This window comes from Chryseobacterium sp. MYb328 (genome assembly GCF_037572595.1).
GTDB classification, from domain to species: domain Bacteria; phylum Bacteroidota; class Bacteroidia; order Flavobacteriales; family Weeksellaceae; genus Chryseobacterium; species Chryseobacterium pennae.
This window is the reverse complement of record NZ_JBBGZQ010000022.1, coordinates 84,064-103,243: the sequence shown is the minus strand read 5'-3', so window position 1 is coordinate 103,243 and position 19,180 is coordinate 84,064. Positions and strand designations below refer to the sequence as shown.

At 34.8% G+C, this 19,180-nt stretch carries 16 protein-coding genes; 7 read left to right on the top strand and 9 right to left on the bottom strand.

The window, feature by feature from the left end:
• Positions 1-7: 7 nt before the first annotated feature.
• From WH267_RS19300 to WH267_RS19275, 6 genes are all read right to left on the bottom strand, one after another.
• Entirely contained in the window at positions 8-604 is a 597-nt protein-coding gene (locus tag WH267_RS19300) for a hypothetical protein (protein ID WP_340010356.1), read from the bottom strand.
• A gap of 25 nt (positions 605-629) precedes the next feature.
• Complete coding sequence (locus WH267_RS19295) at positions 630-1,757, bottom strand: DUF6438 domain-containing protein (protein ID WP_340010354.1); 1,128 nt, start codon at positions 1,755-1,757, stop codon at positions 630-632.
• 75 nt (positions 1,758-1,832) lie between these two features.
• Positions 1,833-3,992, bottom strand: a complete 2,160-nt coding sequence (locus WH267_RS19290; protein WP_340010352.1) for a hypothetical protein — start codon at positions 3,990-3,992, stop codon at positions 1,833-1,835.
• Between the two features lie 34 nt (positions 3,993-4,026).
• Complete coding sequence (gene aspS, locus WH267_RS19285; protein WP_340010350.1) at positions 4,027-5,781, bottom strand: aspartate--tRNA ligase; 1,755 nt, start codon at positions 5,779-5,781, stop codon at positions 4,027-4,029.
• 171 nt (positions 5,782-5,952) lie between these two features.
• The gene (locus tag WH267_RS19280) at positions 5,953-6,972 is read right to left on the bottom strand and encodes a T9SS type A sorting domain-containing protein (protein ID WP_340010348.1); all 1,020 of its coding nucleotides are present in this window, start codon (positions 6,970-6,972) and stop codon (positions 5,953-5,955) included.
• Between the two features lie 16 nt (positions 6,973-6,988).
• Positions 6,989-8,128, bottom strand: coding sequence for a hypothetical protein (locus WH267_RS19275; protein WP_340010346.1), 1,140 nt, complete (start codon positions 8,126-8,128; stop codon positions 6,989-6,991).
• Between the two features lie 296 nt (positions 8,129-8,424).
• Between WH267_RS19275 and WH267_RS19270 the strand changes: the two genes are divergently transcribed.
• Together WH267_RS19270 and WH267_RS19265 are read left to right on the top strand one after the other, a co-directional pair.
• Positions 8,425-9,819, top strand: a complete 1,395-nt coding sequence (locus WH267_RS19270) for an MATE family efflux transporter (RefSeq protein ID WP_340010344.1) — start codon at positions 8,425-8,427, stop codon at positions 9,817-9,819.
• A gap of 230 nt (positions 9,820-10,049) precedes the next feature.
• The gene (locus WH267_RS19265) at positions 10,050-10,169 is read left to right on the top strand and encodes a 30S ribosomal protein THX (protein WP_115970471.1); all 120 of its coding nucleotides are present in this window, start codon (positions 10,050-10,052) and stop codon (positions 10,167-10,169) included.
• A 58-nt stretch (positions 10,170-10,227) separates the two neighbouring features.
• On the opposite strand, the gene WH267_RS19260 is transcribed toward WH267_RS19265, so the two are convergent.
• The 3 genes from WH267_RS19260 to WH267_RS19250 all read right to left on the bottom strand — a co-directional run bounded on the left by WH267_RS19260 (position 10,228) and on the right by WH267_RS19250 (position 12,738).
• Entirely contained in the window at positions 10,228-10,884 is a 657-nt protein-coding gene (locus tag WH267_RS19260; protein ID WP_340010343.1) for a DUF937 domain-containing protein, read from the bottom strand.
• 82 nt (positions 10,885-10,966) lie between these two features.
• Positions 10,967-12,226: a protein O-mannosyl-transferase family gene (locus tag WH267_RS19255; RefSeq protein WP_340010342.1), complete on the bottom strand. Its 1,260-nt coding sequence runs from the start codon at positions 12,224-12,226 to the stop codon at positions 10,967-10,969.
• Positions 12,227-12,228: 2 nt separating this feature from the next.
• Entirely contained in the window at positions 12,229-12,738 is a 510-nt protein-coding gene (locus WH267_RS19250; protein ID WP_115970468.1) for a DUF2480 family protein, read from the bottom strand.
• A 146-nt stretch (positions 12,739-12,884) separates the two neighbouring features.
• Between WH267_RS19250 and lpxB the strand changes: the two genes are divergently transcribed.
• The 5 genes from lpxB (at position 12,885) to WH267_RS19225 (ending at position 19,158) form a co-directional block, all read left to right on the top strand.
• A complete protein-coding gene (gene lpxB, locus WH267_RS19245; RefSeq protein ID WP_340010340.1) occupies positions 12,885-13,988 on the top strand; it encodes a lipid-A-disaccharide synthase in 1,104 nt (367 codons plus the stop codon).
• A 218-nt stretch (positions 13,989-14,206) separates the two neighbouring features.
• Positions 14,207-14,392: a hypothetical protein gene (locus tag WH267_RS19240; protein WP_123320893.1), complete on the top strand. Its 186-nt coding sequence runs from the start codon at positions 14,207-14,209 to the stop codon at positions 14,390-14,392.
• Positions 14,393-14,547: 155 nt separating this feature from the next.
• Positions 14,548-16,320: a ComEC/Rec2 family competence protein gene (locus WH267_RS19235; protein ID WP_340010338.1), complete on the top strand. Its 1,773-nt coding sequence runs from the start codon at positions 14,548-14,550 to the stop codon at positions 16,318-16,320.
• A gap of 147 nt (positions 16,321-16,467) precedes the next feature.
• Entirely contained in the window at positions 16,468-17,130 is a 663-nt protein-coding gene (locus tag WH267_RS19230; protein WP_115970464.1) for a succinate dehydrogenase cytochrome b subunit, read from the top strand.
• 15 nt (positions 17,131-17,145) lie between these two features.
• Positions 17,146-19,158, top strand: a complete 2,013-nt coding sequence (locus WH267_RS19225; RefSeq protein WP_123320891.1) for a fumarate reductase/succinate dehydrogenase flavoprotein subunit — start codon at positions 17,146-17,148, stop codon at positions 19,156-19,158.
• The last annotated feature ends 22 nt before the right edge of the window (positions 19,159-19,180 follow it).

Sequence of the window (19,180 nt, the reverse complement as noted above, 5' to 3'; positions counted from 1 at the left end):
AGCGGGATTATTTCCCGCTTTTATTTTGTATTTCCCAGCTCTGTAGGAAGCTTAAGTCAATATAATAATCACTTGGGATATACTTATCAAAATACACTGTAGTGGAAGGTTGTTGCTGAATAATATCCTTTAAAACTATTGTATCAATATTGGTATAGGCTGTAAGAAGTAATGGAGAATCACCATTGATATATTCAACGGTCATTTTGGTCTTTACAAATTCAATATCATTTTTATTATAAAAAATATTCACATAATCATTCTGGGTTTTTCCCACTCCAAAAATGAAGCTTTCTATTATGGCTGTACTTAAGTCTATTGTACCAGAAATATGATATCTTTTAATGTCATCAACGATAAGATTTCTGTTGAAGTTCTTTAAAGAAAAACCTTCTTCCTCTTCATCGCTGCCTTGTGTAAAAATAAAAAAATAGACAAGAGCCAGAATAGAAATTCCACCGATAAAGTATTCAACTTTAAAAGATTCTGTTCTGTTTGTTCCTTTTATTTTTCCACCGATCCCATGAATGAACATGAATAGCCCAATTAATCCGGCAATGGTAATAGGGATTTCCCAAATTTTGAGTTTTCGTTTTTCTTTCATTAATCTAAAATGTATGCTCCTTTTTTTAACGGGCTCTTACACTGTCGTTCTTAAATCTGATCAAATAATTTTTATCAAAGAAATTATAGCCCAAATCAACTGTTTTGAACGTTTTATCTTCTAATTGGATTTTAAATATTTTACCATCAGTATTGATGTTGCGTTCATATAAGTAGAACTTTTTATAATCTTCATTGGTAGGAACAGGAAGGAGATATTTTCCAGTAAAAGGAAGATTTCCGGAATATTGACTGATTGTTTTTGCTTTTAATAACTCACTGAATAAATAGAATGTTTCAGATTCCTGTAAATCAACAGCCTTTGTACCGGAATTGAAATCGTAAACCAATACAGGATCAGTAATAAGGGACTGTAATGGAATACGCTGATAAAGATAGCTGATGTTTCTGATCAGCCTTCTTAATTCAAAAGCGGACTGTTCTCCATAATCATGTACTGTTTTTATAATCTTTCCTTTTGATATAAAAGTAATGGTTGAAGAAGCCTGATCTGTTATATATGTTGAATACATCGGTTTTAAAGAATAGAAATCAATATATTTCATTTCATCAAAAATCTCTTTTGTAATATGGGAGGAAATTTTAGAACTGAAAAATCCATTCTTAAGATTGTATAAGTCTCCATAGAATAAAAAATTGCCTTTATTGTCTATAACCGTAGAATTGGAGGGACAGGTACCAAAACACAATGATTTTGAAACAATAATTTTATCAATTTGTGGGTTCAGGTTATCGTAAGTTTTGCTTTTAAATGGAATTAAAGTTGTTAAAGTTTTTTTCTTAGTTTCTAAAACAATCTTATTCTTGCTTAGTTCCACAATTTTTTGTGAATCAAACTTTTTTGTTGCAGGGTTAAAAATAAGCAACGAATCACCTTTTATCTTAAATTGAGTCTTTTCTCCATAATAGCGTATAGAATCTCGATCAAAATTGAACATTCCATTTTTGTAGATGTAAGTGCCATCATTATTAAAAACAATAATCTGTGGATCACGTTGAAAAGGTACTGGTGGCTGGTCATCTTGATTTTTTTTTTCCTCAATAGTCCATTCACCTAATAAATCTTTTTTATCAAAGGAATTGCAGGAAGAAAGTAGTAATATAAGTAAAAGAAATAAGCTTAGTTTTTTCATAAATTTAAATTTATAGATCCTAAAAAAGCATATTGATTATGAGATTATGTATTGAATGCTCTGTGAAGGAAAAGATTAATCTTTTGATTGATATGGCAGAACTTTATCCAGATAGTAACCATAGTGGAAGGAAACAATATCGGAATGTTGGGCTTTTAAAAAATTGTTGTCTATCAAATATCTTTGCCATTCCCACGCTCTGTCTGTAGGTGGACAAATGTATATTCCTGCTGAATTACAAAGTTTGTCAGGGTAGTTTAAGTTTGTTTTTAACTCTAATTCTAACAGTTTAATGATAGACCCTACTTCATTTTCCTGCAGTGAACTTCCTGTAAAAGGGATTCCAATGTTAAATTTTAAAATCTCAAAGATCTTATCATAATCAATAATTGCCTCCTTATTTTTATAATCAATTTTGGCCTTATCCAAATAATATTGATATAATTGTTCTTCTGTATGAGAATTATAAATCGATAGAAACTGATCCTGTACTTCCTGGGATTTCCAATTCTTAATCATAAAAAAACCATAATCTCTTTCAAGGAAAGAATATGGGGAACGATAGCTCTTTTCGTCAAATTTTAATTTTTTGAAGTTTTTAATGGCTTCAGGAATTTGACTATAACCAATTTTCGCTGATAGAGATAATATATTATATTCAAAATCATTCTGCTTTATACTTTTGGATCTGAGTGTCTCAATTTCTTGTTCGATATTTATTCTTTTACTGTTGAAGTTAGCTTCACTGATTTTTAAATTATCAATTGGAAATTCAAATGTGTTTAAACATATTTTCTTTGCTTTTTCAACCTGAAGGCTTATATCAGGATCATCAGATTTCATCAGATCAAGAATCTTAATTGTTGCAGAACCGTTGCCTGTGAATTTTATAAGATAATAATTAAGGCTTCCATTGATGCCAATCCGGCTAAATAAAATAGATTTTTTTAAGTACCATTTTAATAAATTAGGATTGTTTAAAATGGTAGGCCAGTTTTTAGTATAATAAATATCTAATATTCTGGCTGTAGATTCTCCTAATTTTACTTCTTTTTCATGAATGAGAGACCAGTATTCCAATGAGGTGATATCTTCGAATGTTAAGTTTTTGATTAACTGATCTTCAAGTTTTCTTCTTTCATTGAATGTCAGTTCAGATTTTAATCTTTCAATTTGAGAAGTGAGTTCATCAGAACCAAGATAATCAATTGTATTTTGCCTGCAATAATTTGTGAATAACGAAAGTTGTTTCAGAAATCTGAAGGGAAATAATGGCGTAATGGAATTGGGACGGTCTAAACTGTTTTTTTCTTTTTCATCACATAGTTTTCCTACCCGGATAGGGTCGCTTTGGGAAAGAATAATGTATGATTGTATAGCTATAGAATCATTTTCACTATAAAGATCTTCTATTAGATTGCTTAATGGTTCAGTATCTTTTACTTGTAATGAATGATTTTCAAAATAGTTTTTAGAACTGTTCCATTTGAAATTTTTATAGTTTTTAGAGAAAAAAACAAATAAGTTAAGCGTTGCAGTATTATCAAAATTCATATCCTCAGTATCCCAGGTTATATTGCCATTTTGGTCTGCAGATCCAATGTCTTTACCTATTAATATTCTTAATAAATCATGAAAATCTCCTTTGTTTCGATTGTAATTATTAAACTTATCCCTTTGCCGATAAAACTCTTCACATATTTTTAAAAAGACTATAGGGTTATTCTTTTTAATTAATAAGTCGATCCCTTTTTCTTTGATCCAGTTTTTACTTAGTATTTCAGTGTATCTGCTTTTTATTTTCTGTAGTTTAACTTCAGGTAATTCTCGAAATTCAATGAATTCTTTTCTCTGATTAATTGGAGTGATATAAAATGCTTCTACTTCTGGATAATATTTTATTTTATCGTTATTAATGGCTAAGAAACGGATAAAGTCTTTAGAGTTTTTAATATTCTCTGATTGTAATTCATTGTCAGGGTATATGAAATTCTCAGTAAGAGCTCTGTGAGCAAAAGACTGTTCTGTCGTCTCCAAATAATGATAACCTAAATTTTCGGAAAGTAATTTGTCACTATCGAAATAAGGAGTAAGCTCATTAAAAGCTTTTTTATTACCTTTCTGTAATTGTTTGACTAAATTGTAGATTCTACTTTTAGAATATGCTCCTTCAGCATATTGACAATTGTATTGATTTAAAAAGAATAATAAAATAAATGGAATTAGTTTTTTCATAATAAAAAAGCGGGGCAAATACCCCGCTTTAAATTTATGCTTTTAAATTTAATTTTAACTCTAGTTCATCGAGCTGTGCATCAGCAATGGAAGCCGGTGCATCGATCATTACATCACGTCCGGAGTTGTTCTTAGGGAATGCAATATAATCCCTGATCACTTCATTTCCATCCAGGATTGCTACCAAACGGTCAAATCCGAATGCTAAACCACCGTGTGGCGGTGCTCCATATTTAAATGCGTTCATCAGGAATCCAAACTGAGCTTCTGCTTCTTCTTTTGAGAACCCTAGCAGGTCAAACATTTTAGACTGAAGATCTCTGTCGAAAATTCTGATAGATCCGCCTCCGATTTCATTTCCGTTAAGAACCATATCATAAGCGTTGGCTCTTGCTTTACCAGGATCTGTTTCCAATAAATGGATATCTTCTGGTTTTGGAGACGTGAAAGGGTGGTGCATTGCATGGTATCTTTCAGAGTCTTCATCCCATTCCAACAGAGGGAAATCAACAACCCAAAGAGGTGCAAATACATTTCCTTTTCTTAATCCTAAACGGTTTCCAAGTTCCATTCTCAATGCAGAAAGCTGAGCTCTTACCTTATTTTCATTTCCGGAAAGAATCAACATTAAGTCACCTTCTTTTGCTCCGAATTTTTCAATGATCTTCGCTAGATCTTCCTCGTTGTAGAATTTGTTTACTGATGAGGTTTTCACTCCGTCATTCTGGAATTTAGCCCAAACCATTCCTGAAGCTCCGATTTGTGGACGTTTAACCCAATCCACAAGCTCATCAATCTGCTTTCTTGTATAGTCTGCACATCCTTCTACATTGATTCCGACAACAAGTTCTGCCTCATCAAATATTTTAAAGTCTTTTCCTTTTACAAGCTCGTTAAGTTCTACGAATTCCATTCCGAAACGGATGTCCGGTTTATCATTTCCGTATTTCTGCATTGCTTCTGCGAATGTCATTCTTGGGAAATCCCCGAATTCCTGACCTGTAATATCTTTGATAAGGGTTTTAGTCATTCCTTCAAATACATTCATTACATCTTCCTGCTCTACAAAAGCCATTTCACAGTCGATTTGTGTAAATTCCGGCTGTCTGTCTGCTCTTAAATCCTCATCACGGAAACATTTTACAATCTGGAAATATTTATCCATTCCACCTACCATCAAAAGCTGTTTGAAGGTCTGTGGAGACTGTGGTAATGCATAAAACTGCCCTGGGTTCATTCTGCTTGGCACAACGAAGTCTCTTGCTCCTTCCGGAGTAGATTTAATTAAAACAGGAGTTTCTACTTCGATGAAACCTTCATCAGATAAGTAATTTCTTACCTTCTGAGCCATTTTATGACGGAAGATCAATTTATCTTTTACCGGATTTCTTCTGATATCCAGGTAACGGTATTTCATTCTTAATTCCTCTCCACCATCAGTTTCATCTTCGATAGTGAAAGGTGGAAGTTGAGAATCATTCAGTATCGTTAGTTTTTCAACTAAGATTTCAATTTCTCCTGTAGGAATATTAGGATTTTTACTTACTCTCTCAATAACTTTTCCGGTTGCCTGAATTACGAATTCACGGCCTAGTTTTTTAGCCTCTTCCATCAGTTGTGCAGAAGAACGCTCCTGGTCAAGTACCAGCTGGGTAATTCCGTAACGATCTCGAAGATCTACCCAAATCATAAATCCTTTATCACGGATAGTCTGTACCCATCCGGATAGTGTAACTTCTTCATTCAGATTTTTCAGAGATAGCTCCCCGTTGGTGTGTGATCGAAACATAATTATTTGTTTAAAGTTCAATGTTTAAGGTTTAGCTTAGAACCTTTTTTTTACGTTTGCAAAGATAAGATTTTTGCAGGTTTTTAAAACAAAAAAACTTCCCTAAGGAAGTTTTAAAATATTTTTTGTTGAAATTTTTTATAAAATTATCCACATTTGTTTTGAATGATCTTATTTCTTGATGAATTTAGAAGAGAATTTTCCTTCCTTATTTTCTATCGTTAGAATATAATTTCCTTTGACAAGTGATGATATATTTATCCCTTTGCTCCCGTCCGCATTATCTTTAGAAAGAACTAATCTTCCTTCAGTAGAGTAAATATTTATTTTACCAGTAGCGTTGAAGCGTATAATGTCATCTGCAGGATTTGGATAACAAACTATATTTTTAGATAATTTGACTTCTTTTGTTCCTAAACCTGAGGTTTCAATATAAACAACATTCTGAAAAACAGGTCCCCATATTCCCAGATTATCTTTTACTCTTACATTAAAGATATGGAAGCCGGTAGGCTGTGCAATGGGAATATTGTTTTGTAGAATATCTTCAACAATATTATCAAAATTACTGTCTAAGGCTGCTAAAGCTATTGCATTTCCTTCACCCGGATCGATGTCCCAGAAGTATTCTCCGTTGGTAAGGCTTACTGCTTCTGTGGAAGGGGTTCCGGTATGAACAACATTTTTAAAAACAGGTCCCCAAATACCTTGATCATCTTTTACTCTTACATGAAAAACATGAAAACCTGCAGATTGAGGAATTGCAATGTTGTTTTGTAGAATATCTTCAATGGCATTATTAAAATTACCATCTACAGCCGTTAAGGCTATTGCATTTCCTTCACCGGGATCAATATCCCAGAAATATTCTCCGTTGGTAAGGATGCCAACTTCTGTTACAGGAATGCTTCCAGTATGAACTATATTTTTAAAAACAGGTCCCCAGTTTCCCTGGCTGTCCTTAAATCGGATTGCAAAAGTATGAAATCCATTAGCAGAAGGAAAAGATGATGTGTTTTGAAGAATATTTTCAATGGCGCTATCAAAATTACCATCTGCAGGTGCTAGAGCTATTGCATTTCCTTCACCCGGATCGGTATCCCAATAGTATTCTGCATTATTTACATTTATTTGTGCCTGAAATAAAAATACAAATAATGAAAAAATACCTGTGAGTATTTTTTTGTTCATTGTTTTCATATTTTTATTATTTGGATATTCCTGTTGCTTCTGCCTGAATAGAACTTGTACCTAGATAAACTCTTCTTGGAGTATTTAAGAACATTACTCTTGGTTTATTTCCTGCATTGGTTGGCCAATAGTTAGCCCATGAGTTTGAACCTCCTAAAGGACCAATGTCACTTCTTGTTAAATCCAGATCCTGATATTCTTCTTCAGGACGTCCTGCATTTACAATATCTCCTGAAGATGTAAAGTTTGCTAAATCCAAAGTATAAGAGCCACTGCTAATATTATTATTTTGAATATCTACATTATATGTAGTAAAAGCAGAAGTAGATAAATTATAGGATGCAATTACCGTTGGAGTCACATTGGAAAAAATTTCATGATTAGTAGAACCGGGATTAATAATATTATTTTCTACAATTACGATACATGGGTTATCACTATTAGCAGTGATACTACCAATTTTTATAAGGTTATGTTGAATGATATTTGTAGATCCGGATAACATATCCTGCATCGTTATAGAGCTTTCTAATTCGTTATTCAAAATATTTACCGGATAACTTGAATAACCAATAATTGTTGAAATTTTATTGCCTGCAATATAAATAGCAGAAGTTACTGATGGAGCAGACTCTTTTTGTAAATAAATATAAGAGCAGGTATTACCCATAATCTTTCCATGCATAAAATCTAAATTGGTGAAAGTACTTCCGTAAATATTTGCCGTTACGTTTTTAACATCCAAATCAAGATTTTTATCAGCTATAGAATTTACAATATTAATAGTACATCTTCCTCCGGTAATAATGGTTGAAGTAGCATTAATGCCGCTTTGAAAAGCATACATATTGTGAATATTTACCACTCTGCCTGCTCCTGGCACAACAGAAATAGTACCTTGTACATAATATTTGCTAAAATTATTCTCAGAAGTGAAAGTAAGAGATTTATTGATGGAAAGATTCTCCAAATAAGGTACATTACCTATTTTAGGTTTGATAATGATACGATCACCATCACTGGCAGCAGTTATGGCTGCCGATATTGTAGAATAAGCTCCTCCTGCTCCCAAATCACGAACATATAGATCGGCAGCTTTAATTTTTCCAACACTCACTATGCATATCAATGCATAAAAAAGATAATTTGTTTTCATGGATGTTTTTTTAGTGTGCAAATATAAGATTTTTACAGGTTTAATAAGCGAAACCTTCTGATTAATCTTTATTCAGGGAGCTTTTATAATTTTTACTTTTTTATGCAATGAGTTTTATTTTTTACAGTCAATGTATAAATATTTGTTGTTTTGTAAGAGATGGAATAATATTAACTCTTAAGATTAGTAAACCAAAAATTACTGTTAAATAGTGGTTATAAGTTGAAAAACTTTTCCTATGCTAATCTATAATTGTTTTTGAATGAATATTTTTGTAATTCAAACAAAGAAGACTTATGACAAAATATATTGACTTTATTAAAAAAGCCTTTAGCGGAGAAGAGACCGATTTTACGAAGGTAAATATCAGAAGTGCTGTGTTACTTCTGGCTATACCTATGATGTTGGAAATGGCGATGGAGTCAGTATTTGCATTGGTTGACCTTTATTTTGTGGGGCATCTGAAAGAAAGTGGGTTTGCTATTCAGACAGTTGGTCTTACAGAATCTGTACTTTCTGTGATGTATTCTATTGCCATTGGAATGAGTATGGCAGCAACTGCTATGGTAGCAAGAAGAATTGGGGAGAAAAATCCTGAACAGGCTTCCAGAAGTGCAGCACAGGTATTGCTGGTTTCATTTGTGATAACACTTGTTTTAAGTGTATTCGGGGTCATCTATGCTGAAGAAATTCTGATATTGATGGGCTCAAGACCGGAAGCTGCAGCTTATGGAAAAGACTTTACGAGAATTATGATGGGAAGCAGTACCATCATAATGCTTCTGTTTCTGATCAATGGAATCTTTAGAGGAGCGGGAAATGCGATGATTGCTATGAAAAGTTTATGGATTGCCAATATTGCCAACATTATTCTTTGTCCGGTCCTGATTAAAGGGTTTGGCCCTATTCCGGCAATGGGTCTTACCGGAGCAGCATTGGCGACTACCATTGGAAGAAGTATCGGGGTAGTTTATCAGCTGTATCATCTTTTGGTGGCAGATACCCAAATCCGTATTAAGCTTTCTTACTTTAAACCGCATTATGATCTAATTAAATCCATTATAAAAATTGCTACTCCCGGAATTTTCCAGTTTGTGATTGCATCGTGCAGCTGGATCTTTTTGGCAGAACTGGTAGCGACTACAGGAGGTGAAAATGCCTCAGCCGGTTATCAGACAGCTTTAAGATTAATGATGTTCTTTATGCTTCCGGCCTGGGGCCTGAGTAATGCAGCATCCACATTGGTAGGACAGAATATGGGGGCAAATGAAATGTTGCGAGCAGAGCAGTCTGTGATGAAAACAGTGAAATATAATGTCATCTTTATGGTGATTGTTAGCTTAATATTTGTTTTGTTCGGGGATTTCTTAGTGAGTTTCTTTACTCAGCAGATAGAGATTAAAGATTTTGCTACAAATGCACTCCACATTATGAGTATAGGCTTTATTTTTTATGGAATCGGGATGGTAATGATCAATGCTTTTAACGGGGCAGGAGATACGTGGACTCCAACATGGGTGAATCTTTTTGGATTCTGGCTGTTTCAGATTCCTTCAGCTTATTTTCTTTCCAAGCATCTGGAGATGGGTCCGAAAGGAGTATTCATTTCAATCCCTGCAGCTGAGGGATTGATTACTGTGGTTGCTTTTATTCTGTTTAAAAAAGGAAAGTGGAAGACAGTTAAGGTGTAAGAGAAAGGAAATGGGAAGATGGAAGATGGAAGATGGGTGTTTGTGAAGGTTAAAGCCCGGATTATCATCTTTTATTGTAGTAGCTTTATCATGGTATATCAAATTACTGCTGGTAGAACTTCTATCTTCCAACCTCCATCTTCCTTTCTTAAAAGGCTTTAATCGTTAACATAATTGGATATTAATCAAGTATTTCCTAAATTCGTAACAACAACAAATACTTTATTACTATGGGAAAAGGAGACAATAAATCAAGAAGAGGTAAAATTCATGCCGGAAACTACGGAAAAAGAAGACCTAGAAAAGCTTCAAAATCCTTTACAGCAACCGAAGAAAAACCTAAGAAGTAACAAAAAGCAAAAAGACCGAAGATCTCTCTCCGGTCTTTTTTATGACAAATTAAATTAATTATTTTCCAAAAATATTACCAAGAATACTTCCTAATCCGCCACCGCCTTGTTGCTGCTGGTTTCCACCACCGCCAAGTACACTTCCTAAAATATCATTCAAAGGGTTTCCTGATGACTGAGATTGTCCGCCACCCAAAACACTTCCAAGAATATCATTTAAAGGACTTGATTGTTGAGCCTGAGCCTGATTAGAAGCATTTCCTAAGATTCCTCCCAAAAGATCTCCTAAACCTCCTGCTCCCACATTGCTTTGTTGTTTTTGCTGGCCGATATACCCCATTACAACTGGAGCTAGCATCGCAAGGATTGGTCCTATCTTGTCTATAGAGATTCCCGTATTTTGTGATAATTGATTTTCCACGGTGCTCTTTTGTCCACCGAAAATATGGTCAAGAATAGATCCGCCTTCAGCCTGTCTGGATTCTACTTGTGAAGGATCATTTAAGATACTGCCATTATGATCTTTGTCCAAAGCACTGTTTAAAGCTTCAGCTTCCTTTGCATCCTGAGATTTATTTCTAAGGTAAGAAATGATAAGAGGAGTTGCTACTGCTAGTAAAGCAATTACCTGGTTTCTATTGATTCCGAATTTGTTTTCAGCCTGTTCAGCAACCTGGTTGCTGGTGTTCCCTGTAAGTAGGTCGATTAAGCTCATTGTTTGTGTTTGTTAATGTATTAATTGACTCAAAGTTATCAAAAAATATGCCTCCCAAAATACCCCGGATTCATAATTATTGTTAAAGTTTTCGGATCTCTTCTTCAGTATATCCTTTATTTTTCAATACTTTGATATATTCCTTTGCGCTCACAGTCATCCAGTTAATAGGTTCAGGAGCTACTTTATTGTCAACAGTGAATTCCAGAATCCCTACATTATCATTCATCCAGGGAAGCAGATAATAATTCATTCCGCCTTTATATTTTTTGAAAGCATCAGCTTCTCTACCTTTTTCTGTAAGTAAGACCACATTATAAGCAGAAATATAACCTAAAGGAATCAGCAGGCAAACCCACGAAAACTTTTTAAATGAAACATATTTAACAGAAGATAGTCCGTATCCGATAGACAGCGCAAAAATGATATTGAACGGAAGAAAAAATACATAATTATCAGAAACAAGATAGAAAGTGGCAAACCCGTAAACCAATAATGCTGCTACAAAGAAAACAGTAAACATCTGTCGGTTGGCTTTATACAAAAGTCCCATTCCTGCTATTCCGAAAAATATAAAAATATTGAAATTATAGATGAGGTATATAAATGACTGGAAAAAATCTTTTACCAGCTGCACCGGAGTCTGTTTCAGAGAATCCTCCACCCATGTTCCCTGATCGGAAGAGTAGAAGGCCTTAAATGGCAGTCCCTGCGACATATTAAGAATAAACAGGGATGAAAACAATAAAGCAAAAAGTATAACCGAAAAGCTGGCATACCTCTTTTCCTGTCTGAAGTAAAATAAGAAAAGTAAGAGAGCAGGAATCAGTAAAATATTCTGAATATGCACCCAGAGAGCAATTCCCAGGAATAGGCTGCTCAGTATAATGTGAATATTTTTCTTTTCAATAAAGACCTTTACCATAGAAAGGAAGAAAAGACTTACCCATAAAGAATTGTAGGTATATACTTCTACAATTTCAGCATTTCTCCAGAAAGAAAAACTGAATCCAAAGACAAACGCAGCTGTAATGGCTGTCCATTGTGTTTTTGTGATGGTTTTTACAATAAGATATATAATAGAAACAGTGAAAGCACCTGAAGCTACTACCAAAAGACGGCTGGCCTCAATAGGATGAAGACCTGTCAGGTTTTTAATAAAGATCGCTGTATTGGTATATAAAAAATGGGAAGTTGCAGTAGCGGCAGTTTCAAACTCACCTTTTTCTACAGACAGGACAAACCCTACACAATCAGCAAAAGGAATTTTAGTAAAACTCCCAATATAATAAATTGCTAAAAAAATAAAGAACAGGGCTGCTGCCGATAGATATTGCTTCATTCTTAGTTCTTTATAATGGGAACATTAGAGCAGGCCTCTCCAAACATCAGAGACTTTACCAGAGGTTTTAGCTGTTCCACTAGCTCTATATAAGCATTTTCAGGAATTTCTTTATCCGAACATCCTTTTACAAGAACCCTCTTTCCTCTCATATCTTCAAAATCATAGGTCTGTATAGCATTGTGCATCAGAATAACTTCCAGGTCCTCGCGGTTTCCGAATACGATCTTTTTGGCCACATCGGTAAGCTTAGCAGTGAGTACAAAATAAGCCCAAAGCGGAATAATAGTATCTACGGAGTTGTAGATATAGATATAGGAATCTTTATATTCTTCAGTGTTGATGACCTCTACTTTTTCGCGGAAATCTTTTTCCTTCAGGATCATCTCCTGAAAAAGGAAGTCTTTAAGATCAATACCCTTTCTTTCCCCTTTTGGAAGTAAAGTGGTAAGGTCAAAATTTACAAGGCCGCTTTCGGCAACTTTATTTCTGATTTCAAATTCTTCTGACATTTTTATCATTATCTTTGAACAAATTTACAAATTAAGATCAATATACCTCTTAATTTGTTCTCTATCCTTACCATAGAAACTGCCCATGATGCAAAGTAACAGGCTGTTTTTGACGGTTATTAAAACAAATAAAGATTTCGGAGGAAATGAAATATTACATTATTGCAGGAGAAGCTTCCGGTGATCTTCATGGAAGCAATTTGATGAAATCCCTTAAACAAAAGGACTCTGGTGCAGAGTTTAGGTTTTGGGGTGGTGATCTGATGAAAGCTCAGGGCGGAACACTGGTAAAACATTACCGGGATCTGGCCTTTATGGGATTTCTGGAAGTGGTCATGAATCTCAGAACTATTTTAAATAATATTAAATTCTGCAAACAAGATATCCAGAACAACAAGCCTGATGTTTTAATTCTGGTAGATTATCCGGGATTCAATCTGAGGATTGCTAAGTTTGCCAAAGAATTGGGAATTAAGGTGATCTATTACATTTCACCACAACTATGGGCATGGAAAGAAGGTAGAGTAGAGACCATCAAAAAGTATGTGGATGAAATGATGGTTATCCTTCCGTTTGAGGAAGAATTTTACAGAAAACATGGTGTTCATTCACACTTTGTAGGGCATCCGTTGCTTGATGCTATTTCTGATTTAAAAGAAATCAATATTGATGGTTTTAAAAAAGAGAACGGGCTGAACGAAAAAGAAATTATTGCACTTTTACCGGGATCCAGAAAACAGGAAGTAGAGAAAATGCTTGAAGTCATGCTTTCCGTAAGACCTCATTTTAAAAATTATCAATTTGTGATTGCAGGAGCGCCAAGTCTTCCTAAAGAATTCTACCAGAAGTATGTGGATGACAATGTACATTTTGTTTCCAACAGAACATATGATCTGCTTAGATGTTCAAAAGCTGCTTTGGTTACTTCCGGAACAGCCACTTTAGAAACTGCTCTGCTGAATATCCCTGAAGTCGTTTGCTACCGTGGAAGCACCATTTCTTATGCGATTGCCAAAAGACTCGTAAAAAATATCAATTATATTTCGTTAGTGAATCTTATCATGGATAGGGAAGTTGTAAAAGAACTTATCCAGAATGATTTGAATACTAAGACTCTGGTAGATGAACTCAATAAAATTTTAGAAGGAGGAAAAAGAGAACAGGTCCTGAATGACTACAGCCTTTTGAGAGAAAAGCTTGGTGGTAAGGGAGCCAGTGATCATGCTGCTGAGGTGATTTTAAAGGTCTGAGACGAATCTCCGGAAATTTTAATCCGGATTTGATGGTTTTATACTTATTTTGTCAATTAAGGTTTTGTTTTTGGAAGTAGAACCTCTAATTAGGGGGGATGGCTCAATATGTACAGACCATCATCTTATTTTTATCCCTTGCATTGGCTTGGGCTGATCAGACTCTGGAATGAGGCTGATTTCAAAAACCGAGATAACGGCAGATATTATATGAAAGAATGTTTGATGCAGCCACTAAATTGAATCCTGAATTGATTGGAATTACTTTGTTTAGCGAATGGTATGAGGGTACCCGGATAGAACCTGCCGTTTCTAAGAAAAACAAAAGTTTTATCTATGAAGATTATGGAAAAGATCCCTGGTTCTATATCAAAGAAACCAGCGTCTCACAGATAAGTTTTTAAATCGAAAGTAAAACTTTTTATATAAATACAATTTTATAGCAAAAAAATAAGCGCCCTGTTAATCTCTTTAAAGATTACAGGGTGTTTTATTTAGTAATTACAGTGATAATAAGCGAATCTTTAATTTCCTATATTGGTGATATAATTAACTGTCATTGAATAGAGAACCACTACTGATCCTGATACTATGTTTTATTCTTGGAATTTTTTTCCAGGATAAATTTTTATTGGGAAAAGTATGGATGTATGGGATTGCAGCTATCAATTTTGGAATTTTACTTTCCCTATTCTTCAATACCTATGTGCTGTATAAAATCAGGGTGGCTCTTCTTGGAGTACTGTTCTTTGGAATAGGCATCTTACTTCATTTCTGTACTGTTTTTTCTCAAAATGCTGATATAACTGTTAATAATAAAGAAGTCATTGTTTTTAAAATCTCCCAGAAATTAAATTCAGCAGAAAAATATAAAAAATATGAAGGGATAGCCCAATCTGGGAATATGAGTTTTAATGCAGTTTTTTATATTCCGAGAGACCATGGCGAATTAGATTTTAAACATTACTACAAAGCAGAATCTTACATCACACAGCCTAAGCAGCCTCAATATAATTTTCAATTCAATTATGCGCAGTATCTGAAACGGAAAAATATTGGATATCAGGTGTATATTTCAAATACAGTTTTCTCTGCAGAACGTGATGATATAAACTTTACCGATAAGATCAGGCAGTATAGACTCAATGTTCTGAAGAAAATTGATAAAACCGGGATGTCAGGAAGCAGCAGAGAATTTTTGAAAGGAATTATTCTGGCAGACAGAACTGAAATGGATGCCGTTACTGTACAGGATTTCAATAGATCGGGGCTGGTTCATCTGTTAGCAATTTCCGGAACCCATATTGTCATTATTTTCGGACTTTTTTATTTTTTAATGGTTCGTTTCATCCCATTACAATTCAGGAAATATGCCATTATTTCAAGTTTGGTTTTTATTTGGTTGTTTGCCGGATTTATTGGATTTGGAAACTCTGTGTTGAGGTCCTGTATTATGCTGAGTGTATATTTTATTTTTGTTTTACTGCAGCGGAAACCGGATTTACTGCACTCATTGGCTTTGTCTGCATTTATTATTCTGATTCCGGATACCCAACAGCTTTTTGATGTGGGATTTCAGCTTAGTTTTGTTGCTGTATTAGGAATTTTCTGGTTGAATCAACCTCTTTTGAAATACTTTCCCCCCGCCGATAATTATTTAAAGAAACTGATCTTTAATACCATAACCATTTCAGTATCTGCCCAGTTGGCAACGCTTCCGTTGGTGTTATATTATTTCCATCAGTTTTCTTTTGTATCAGTCATCGCCAATTTTGCAATTGTTCCTTTTTCTGAAGTGATTATTGTGTTTTCATTTTTGATGACACTTCTTATCGCTTTTGGTATGGATTTCAGCTTTATTGATATAGTTTATGATTATATGATCCAGTTCCTTCTTAAGATTATTCACTGGTTTGCCGGGTTAGATGCAGTACTCATTAAAAACATTCCTATGAATCTGATTGAAGTATTGTCTGTATCAGTTGTAGTATATTTGTTACGGGCTGTGATTTTAAAATTAAACCTTAGAAATTCCATGAATTTGATAATCTCCGTTTTAGCATTTCTAATGATAAGGACCGGATGTAATATTGTTGAAAATCAGAAGGAAGAGGTGATTATTCATTCCTTTAGTAAGCGTACAGTCATCTCTATAAAGACAAGAAATAAGGTTCGCTTTTGGATTCCGCATAAAGCAGACAGGAAAAAGGTTTTACAATTTATAGTAGACCCCTATTGTTCATCCAGAAGAATACATCATTTTGAAATAAGGGCGATTCCTTTTTCAACTAAAAAAATAGTTTTTGGAGATCAGGTGTATGATATGGAATGATGATTTTTGGTTTTTTGGTTTTTTCTTTATTTATAACCTATTAAGCTCTTATTTAGAAAGATTACAAACTGACTAATTGTGAGATTTCTCACTTTTTGATATTGTTAACATTTCTTAATTTTGTGGGAAATTCAAATTTAAACTTATATGGCAGGTTTAACGAGTTCTACGATAGGTAGAAAATATGCGATGGCATTATCAGCTCTATTTTTGCTGATTTTTCTTATACTGCATTTGACGACCAATTTGTTATCAGTTCTAAACAGGGATGCATTCAATACAGCATCTGAGTTTATGGGCTATAATCCTTTTGTGCAGTTCTTAATGCAGCCTATTCTTGGTTTTGCAGTAATTTTCCATTTTGCGATGGGATTTGTATTGGAGATCAAGAATAATAAAGCGCGTCCAGTAAAGTATGCAGCAAACAACGCATCAGTGAATTCTTCATGGATGTCCAGAAATATGATTATTTCGGGGGCTGTTATTTTAGCTTTCTTAGCGCTTCACTTATATGATTTCTGGCTACATGAAATCAACTATAAGTATGTTGAAGGAATAGCTCCTGATTCAGAACGTTTCTGGCCAGAGCTTCATGAGAAGTTCGCAGACTTATGGAGAGTTGCTTTATACGTGATCTCTTTTGTGCTATTGGGCTTACACTTAGCTCATGGATTCCAGTCTTCATTCCAGTCTATCGGAGCAAGACACCCAAAATATACGCCCGTGATTAAGGCTTTCGGAACATGGTATTCTATCCTTATTCCAGCAGGATTTATCATCGTGGCGGTTTATCATTTTATAACTCAATAATATCAATATACTAGTATGAGTAAATTAGATTCAAGAATTCCAGCGGGTCCTCTTAAAGACAAGTGGAAAAATCATAAAGATCATATGAACCTTGTTGCACCAAACAACAGAGATAAGATTGATATTATTGTTGTAGGTACAGGTTTGGCAGGAGGTTCTGCTGCAGCTACTTTAGCTGAGCAGGGATATAATGTAAAAGCATTCTGCTACCAGGATTCTCCTAGAAGAGCGCACTCAATTGCAGCTCAGGGAGGGATCAACGCAGCTAAGAATTACCAGGGAGACGGTGACTCTACCTACAGATTATTCTATGATACCATTAAAGGTGGTGACTATAGAGCAAGAGAGGCTAACGTTTACAGATTAGCTGAAGTTTCTGCAAATATTATTGACCAGTGTGTTTCTCAGGGAGTTCCCTTTGGTAGAGATTACGGCGGTCAGTTAGATAACCGTTCATTTGGTGGAGTTCAGGTAAAAAGAACTTTCTACGCAAAAGGACAAACAGGGCAGCAGTTATTATTAGGTGCATATTCTTCAATGAGCCGCCAAATCGGTAAAGGAAGAATTAAAATGTACAACCGTCATGAGATGTTAGATCTTGTTATTGTTGACGGAAAAGCAAGAGGAATTATTGCAAGAAACCTTGTGACAGGTGAAATTGAAAGACATTCTGCTCACGCTGTAGTCATTGCTTCAGGAGGATACGGAAACGTATATTTCCTTTCTACAAACGCAATGGGTTCAAACGTTTCTGCAGCTTGGAAGATTCACAAGAAAGGAGCATATTTTGCAAACCCTTGTTACGTACAGATTCACCCGACTTGTATTCCTGTTCATGGAACACAGCAGTCTAAGCTTACCTTGATGTCTGAATCATTAAGAAACTCAGGAAGAATCTGGGTTCCTAAGAAAATTGAAGATTCTGTAGCCATCAGAGAAGGCAAATTAAGACCTGAAAATATTAAAGAAGAAGATAGAGATTACTATTTAGAAAGAAGATATCCTGCATTCGGTAACTTAGTTCCTCGTGACGTTGCGTCTAGAGCGGGTAAGGAAAGATGTGATGCTGGTTTCGGAATCGAAAATAATGATACTAAAGAAGGTGTTTACTTAGATTTCTCTACAGAAATTATCAAAAAAGGTAAAGAAGCTGCTATTGAAAAGCATATTCATAACCCTAGTGATCAGCAAATTTACGACCTAGGAAAAGCTTGGGTTGAAGAAAAATATGGTAACCTATTTGTAATGTACGAAAAGATTACTGCTGATGATCCTTACAAAACTCCAATGAAGATTTATCCTGCAGTTCACTACACAATGGGTGGTGTATGGGTTGATTATAACCTTCAGTCTACAATCCCTGGATGTTTCGTAATCGGTGAAGCTAACTTCTCAGATCACGGTGCCAACAGACTTGGAGCTTCTGCATTGATGCAAGGTCTTGCAGACGGATATTTCGTACTTCCTTATACGATTGCAGATTACCTTTCTGCAGATATCAGAACAGGTGCGATTCCTACCACTACACCAGCGTTTGACGAGGCTGAAAAAGGAATTAAAGAAAAAATAGATTTCTTCTTAAATAATAAAGGAACTCATTCTGTAGACCACTTCCATAAGCAATTAGGACACATTATGTGGAACAAAGTAGGAATGGGAAGAACTCCTGAAGGGTTAAGAGAAGCAATCAGAGAAATTGAAGAAGTGAAAAATGATTTCTGGAAAAACGTAAAAGTTCCGGGAGATGTTGAAGGAATGAACACTGAACTTGAAAAAGCATTCAGAGTGGCAGACTTTATTGAACTTGGACAATTAATGGCTATTGATGCATTACACAGAAATGAATCTTGTGGTGGGCATTTCAGAGAAGATCATGCTACCCCGGAAGGTGAAGCAGAAAGAGATGACGTGAACTTCAAATATGTAGGAGCTTGGGAATATCAGGGTGATGATATCAAACAAGAAGTTCTGCATAAAGAAGATCTTATCTATGACAATATCGAAGTTAAAGCGAGAAGTTACAAATAATCTCCAACCTATAAATATAACA

Coding starts and splice junctions, on each gene's coding strand:
- WH267_RS19300 (WP_340010356.1), bottom strand. CDS start 604: ATGAAAGAAAAACGAAAACTCAAAATTTGGGAAATCCCTATTACCATT.
- WH267_RS19295 (WP_340010354.1), bottom strand. CDS start 1,757: ATGAAAAAACTAAGCTTATTTCTTTTACTTATATTACTACTTTCTTCC.
- WH267_RS19290 (WP_340010352.1), bottom strand. CDS start 3,992: ATGAAAAAACTAATTCCATTTATTTTATTATTCTTTTTAAATCAATAC.
- aspS (WP_340010350.1), bottom strand. CDS start 5,781: ATGTTTCGATCACACACCAACGGGGAGCTATCTCTGAAAAATCTGAAT.
- WH267_RS19280 (WP_340010348.1), bottom strand. CDS start 6,972: ATGAACAAAAAAATACTCACAGGTATTTTTTCATTATTTGTATTTTTA.
- WH267_RS19275 (WP_340010346.1), bottom strand. CDS start 8,128: ATGAAAACAAATTATCTTTTTTATGCATTGATATGCATAGTGAGTGTT.
- WH267_RS19270 (WP_340010344.1), top strand. CDS start 8,425: ATGACAAAATATATTGACTTTATTAAAAAAGCCTTTAGCGGAGAAGAG.
- WH267_RS19265 (WP_115970471.1), top strand. CDS start 10,050: ATGGGAAAAGGAGACAATAAATCAAGAAGAGGTAAAATTCATGCCGGA.
- WH267_RS19260 (WP_340010343.1), bottom strand. CDS start 10,884: ATGAGCTTAATCGACCTACTTACAGGGAACACCAGCAACCAGGTTGCT.
- WH267_RS19255 (WP_340010342.1), bottom strand. CDS start 12,226: ATGAAGCAATATCTATCGGCAGCAGCCCTGTTCTTTATTTTTTTAGCA.
- WH267_RS19250 (WP_115970468.1), bottom strand. CDS start 12,738: ATGTCAGAAGAATTTGAAATCAGAAATAAAGTTGCCGAAAGCGGCCTT.
- lpxB (WP_340010340.1), top strand. CDS start 12,885: ATGAAATATTACATTATTGCAGGAGAAGCTTCCGGTGATCTTCATGGA.
- WH267_RS19240 (WP_123320893.1), top strand. CDS start 14,207: ATGTTTGATGCAGCCACTAAATTGAATCCTGAATTGATTGGAATTACT.
- WH267_RS19230 (WP_115970464.1), top strand. CDS start 16,468: ATGGCAGGTTTAACGAGTTCTACGATAGGTAGAAAATATGCGATGGCA.
- WH267_RS19225 (WP_123320891.1), top strand. CDS start 17,146: ATGAGTAAATTAGATTCAAGAATTCCAGCGGGTCCTCTTAAAGACAAG.